At 42.0% G+C, this 4,660-nt stretch carries 5 protein-coding genes; 2 read left to right on the plus strand and 3 right to left on the minus strand.

What is annotated here, in order from left to right; all coding sequences use genetic code 11:
* Positions 1-612 precede the first annotated feature (612 nt).
* Positions 613-2,637: a magnesium chelatase ATPase subunit D gene (bchD, locus tag ACWATR_RS38595; RefSeq protein WP_460343586.1), complete on the plus strand. Its 2,025-nt coding sequence runs from the start codon at positions 613-615 to the stop codon at positions 2,635-2,637.
* Positions 2,638-2,953: 316 nt separating this feature from the next.
* Here the strand turns inward: bchD and ACWATR_RS38600 are convergent, their stop codons facing one another.
* The 3 genes from ACWATR_RS38600 to ACWATR_RS38610 form a co-directional block, all read right to left on the minus strand.
* Positions 2,954-3,322 carry a DsrE family protein gene (locus ACWATR_RS38600; RefSeq protein ID WP_460343583.1) on the minus strand — a complete coding sequence of 123 codons (369 nt, stop codon included), beginning with the start codon at positions 3,320-3,322 and terminating at the stop codon, positions 2,954-2,956.
* Positions 3,323-3,578: 256 nt separating this feature from the next.
* Entirely contained in the window at positions 3,579-3,833 is a 255-nt protein-coding gene (locus ACWATR_RS38605; RefSeq protein ID WP_460343580.1) for a hypothetical protein, read from the minus strand.
* Positions 3,834-4,116: 283 nt separating this feature from the next.
* A complete protein-coding gene (locus ACWATR_RS38610; protein ID WP_460343660.1) occupies positions 4,117-4,245 on the minus strand; it encodes a hypothetical protein in 129 nt (42 codons plus the stop codon).
* Here ACWATR_RS38610 and ACWATR_RS38615 point away from each other — a divergent pair.
* Positions 4,245-4,367: a nucleotide-binding protein gene (locus ACWATR_RS38615; protein ID WP_460343577.1), complete on the plus strand. Its 123-nt coding sequence runs from the start codon at positions 4,245-4,247 to the stop codon at positions 4,365-4,367. The two genes, ACWATR_RS38610 and ACWATR_RS38615, sit on opposite strands and share 1 nt — an antisense overlap.
* Positions 4,368-4,660: the final 293 nt, after the last annotated feature.

Here is a 4,660-nt window from a genome sequence, read left to right on the forward strand (position 1 = left end):
AGCCAGCCATGCCTTAAAGCTTACGCTTTACCTCGCTCCGCTCGGACGGCAAAGCTGGTTTAGTGGGGTTTCACCCCCCTAAAAACCCCCCTCGCGTGATGTCCTCATTCCCCCTAAGTTATGGCGAATCGCAAGCAGTCAAAAGCTCTAGTCCAAAAGCATATTTTCCTAGTTCGCTTAAGCGACATCGAACTGGACTTACTGCGAATAAAATCACTTGATACGGGGATGTCAGCGAGTGAACTAATGAGGCGCAATGCGTTGATGCGTCCATTGCCAATCAAAAATTGATAAACGCTTGTGATTTTATAACCATTCTAAGTAATTCCACAGTTACATCTTTGTTACTTCCACGCTAAGAAGAAGCGAGATAATTAAACTCAAATAATAAAGTGCTGTCTAAAGAGTGAGTTTTATCTGTTCCTGTGAGAGCTAAAGTATAGCTATCAAAATAGACAACACAAAAATGTTTTGATTTGGACTAACCTAGCAATATTAGCTGTAGAAAATAGCTGGTTCAATCATCCAGAACAGATAAATGTTTATGTCTGATCAAACAAGAATACCATCTAAAATTGCCAATTTACAGCAAATATTCAATGCTATCACCCCATGAATTTATCGAGTTACTCATCTGTAATTCCCACCTTTCCCTTGATAGCTATAGTTGGTCATCAGGCGATTAAATTAGCGTTATTAATCGTAGCAGTAGACCCTGATTTGGGAGGGGTGGTTATTTCCGGTCGTCGTGGTACAGCTAAATCAGTTATGGCTCGCGCTCTCCATGCGTTGCTTCCCCCTATCGAAGTAGTCCAGGGTTCTTGCTGCAACTGTGACCCCGATAAACCAGATGAGTGGGATGATGAAACAGTTAGAAGAAGCAGGAAGCAGAAGGATGGACAAACTAATTTCTCCCTACTGCCAACAGAAGTAATTCCCGTTCCTTTTGTGCAAGTTCCCCTGGGTGTGACTGAAGATAGATTGTTGGGGTCGGTGGATGTGAGTCAGTCAATCAAGCAGGGAGAGACGGTATTTCAACCAGGATTGCTAGCACAGGCACACCGGGGAATTTTGTATGTGGATGAGATTAATTTGCTGGAGGAACATATTGCTAATCCGCTCTTGGCTATTTTAGCTGAGGGGCGTAACCAAATTGAGCGGGAGGGCATTAGTTTTCAACATCCCTGCAAACCGTTATTTATTGCCACCTATAACCCAGAAGAAGGTAAACTGCGAGAACATTTATTAGATAGAATTGCGATCGCGCTTTCTGCTGATGAGGTGTTAAGTATAGATGAACGTGTCAAAGCTGTGGAGCAAGTTGTCAGTTACGCAGAATCTCCGCCAAAATTTCTCCAGCAATATGCCGAAGACATCATAGACCTAAAAACCCAAATTATTCTAGCGCGAGCATTACTAAAAGATGTGCAAATTAAACGCGAACAAATTGCCTATTTAGTCAACGAAGCTATTCGCGGTCAGGTGCAGGGACATCGCGCCGAATTGTTTGCAATGCGAGTTGCGAAAGCTAGCGCGGCTTTGAATGGGCGGTTAGAAGTGAATGCTGAAGATTTGCGCCATGCAGTGGAGTTAGTGATTGTACCAAGAGCAACAGTAATTGAGGTGACAAGAGAACAGCCACCACCGCCAGCACCACCCCAACCGCAACCAGAACAACCGGAGCAAACAGACACCGAAACTCAAGAGGAAACCGAACAGGAAACACGGAGTATCCCTGAAGAATTTGTCTTTACCCCAGAAGGAGTTATCCTTGACCCGGCGGTACTTTACTTTGCTAAAATCGCCCACGGCAGACGGGGTAAAGCAGGGGGACGTGGGCTGATTTTTTCCCAAGACCGAGGACGCTATGTCAAGCCGATGTTTCCCAAAGGAAAAATTCAACGGATTGCTATAGATGCCACCTTGCGAGCTGCTGCTCCCCACCAAAAGATACGTCACCAACGTCAGCCAGGTCGTCGGGTGATTATTGAAGATGACGATATCCGGGTGAAGCGATTAGCCCGCAAAGCCGGAGCATTGGTTATTTTTGTCGTTGATGCTTCTGGCTCAATGGCCTTGAATCGAATGCAATCAGCCAAAGGTGCAGCTTTACAATTACTAGCGCAAGCATACCGCAGCCGCGACCAAATTGCCTTAATTCCCGTCCGGGGTGAGCGTGCAGAGGTGTTATTGCCTCCTACGCGCTCAATTACCACATCTCATAAACGTCTAGACCGCCTACCCTGTGGTGGAGGTACACCCCTGGCTCACGGTCTGGCTCAGGCAGTGCGAGTCGGTTTAAATGCCATGCAATCCAAAGATATTGGTCAAGTTGTCATTGTACTGATTACCGATGGTGGGGCGAATATTCCCCTGTCGCGCTCCCTTGGTCAACCGTTTTTGGACGAAGAGAAACCAGATATTAAAGGGGAAGTGCTAGATATTGCTGTCAAAATTCGGACATTAGGAATACAGATATTGGTAATTGATACAGGAAATAAGTTTATTTCTAGTGGGTTGCCCAAGGAGATAGCACAACGGGCAGGAGGTAAATATTATCACTTACCTAAAACAACAGAGCGAATAATTGCAGCGATGACACAGAACGCAATAGCAGATATCAAAGCTGGTTTTTAGCGGTATGCAAAATATATGATTTGCTAACAAGTTGCTCAAATTTTTAGTCACACCAAAAATCCAATCAATACCTTTAATTATTGGTGCAGTTGAACGCCCTACAATGATGATAATATTTAATTTGACATAGGTTTTTCTAGTATTTATTAACTTTTAGGGTGACGCTCAAAAGCGTCGCTAATGGCAGTGCGGTCATGATTATCCATGACCGCACTGCCTCACCAACTCAATCACGATACGCTTGCGTAAAATAATTTTATCGATGAAAGTTACATCATTTTTTATCTTTTTGAGATGAATCAAACAGGCACTTTAATTAATAGTCTAAAGACAAAATGCGTCCTTGAGTGAAATTAAAGAAAGCTTCTTTTTCAGCTAGTTGTACACCCTCAATCAAATCTTCTGGTTGGTGGTTAGCGGCTTTTAAACACATGGGACAAACGCATATCGATACACCTTTTTTAATCAGTTTGGGTAAGAGGGTTTGTGCTGATTCAAACTCCCTAAATTCAATCGTTTTCCCTTTCTTAAGAGGAACTTCTACACTTTGGATATCAAAGAATACTAGGACATCTTTATCCTCGGCCATTTTCTCAGCTAGGGTCAATGCCATCAATACCCTGTGGGGATCTTCTGCTCCTCGACTAATGTGAATGAAGACTCCATCCTTTACTGTAGTTTCCATTTTTTCTCCGGCGAGCTTAAATATTTTGAGTGTTAATTAAAATTTTTGAATCTTGTCCAAAAATTTCGACAGTTTTATTCCTAACCACTCCTGCAATACTGTTTTTAAGGGCGAACAGCCGTTCGCCCCGATGACTGAGGTCTATTTACCTGATAATTGTAGTTAGTTTACAACGACGCGATCGCCTTTTTTGAGTAGATTCGTTTTTGCCTTCGACCTTTTGAAAAAGCTTGACTGAGGCTTCTCCAAAACATCTTTAGAAATCACCAAGCCTAATATGTTCTGAGAGAAGTTTCTTTAACTCCACTATGTTTTGTTTCTCTTGTTCCTTAACCTTGCTCCAAAAGGCTTGTACTGAATCAAACCCCTCAGCATTAACAATATATTGATCGTAACGCCATAGGGCATCCAGTCTTCGACTCAGATCGTGAACCATATCATGGTCGTGGTCTTTAACACCCTGCGATTCTCCCAGGTGTTCTACTTCCTTCTGGTAAGTTTCTAAACTCATTTTTCATTCCTCTGGGACTCGAAAAAATGGACTTAACCGATTTCTGGCTGCAAACCCAGTCTCTGTAGCTATTGGGCTTGTAGTCTCAGTGATTACAATCACTTTCATTCGGTTGTGGTTATAGTTTGAAATACGCCCTAGCCCTAGATTACTCAAGTCTGAGAAATCTTTGCTATTCCTTTTTGCAGATACATCATTTATCAAAAGACAGAATTAGTCATCTCCACCCGAAAGAGCGTAAACTAATATGATTGTTGGGTTTTACTTTGTTACACATAGCCTACTATCGCTGAAATTCATCAAAGTAATCAGCACCAGAACCATACTTCCAAGCATCTATCAAGCGATGCCAATAATATTGCTGCGAATTTGGTTGATTTTTAATCCAATGAAAAATATTAGGCAGAATCAATGTTGATTGGTATTTTCAACAGAAAGGGTGGTTGTGGAAAATCAACAACAGCAGTCCATCTTGCATACTGGTTAGTCCGTTCTAAGTCATTATTAGTTCGGGGAAAATCTTCAATTTCGTAACAATGTAAAAGTCCAGACCAGTAGTTATGGGTGGTTTTTATAAAGTTATCAATTGCGGTATTGAGTGTACCAGCTTTCTGCAATTGAGAGGATATTTCTGTTAATACTTCTTGATAACTTTGTTTAACTCCAGCAGCATCAAGACCTATTTTATTATTGAGAATGTTACTAGCTTTATCAACCCACCGATATGCAACTATAACAGGTGAAAATAAAGATGCAGTCGCAGCTAATCCCTTTGCTAGGAGGTGTTTTAGGTTAACTAAAGGTGGTGGTAAAGCACTTTTTTTTCT

It is taken from the genome of Nostoc sp. UIC 10890, from assembly GCF_054786515.1.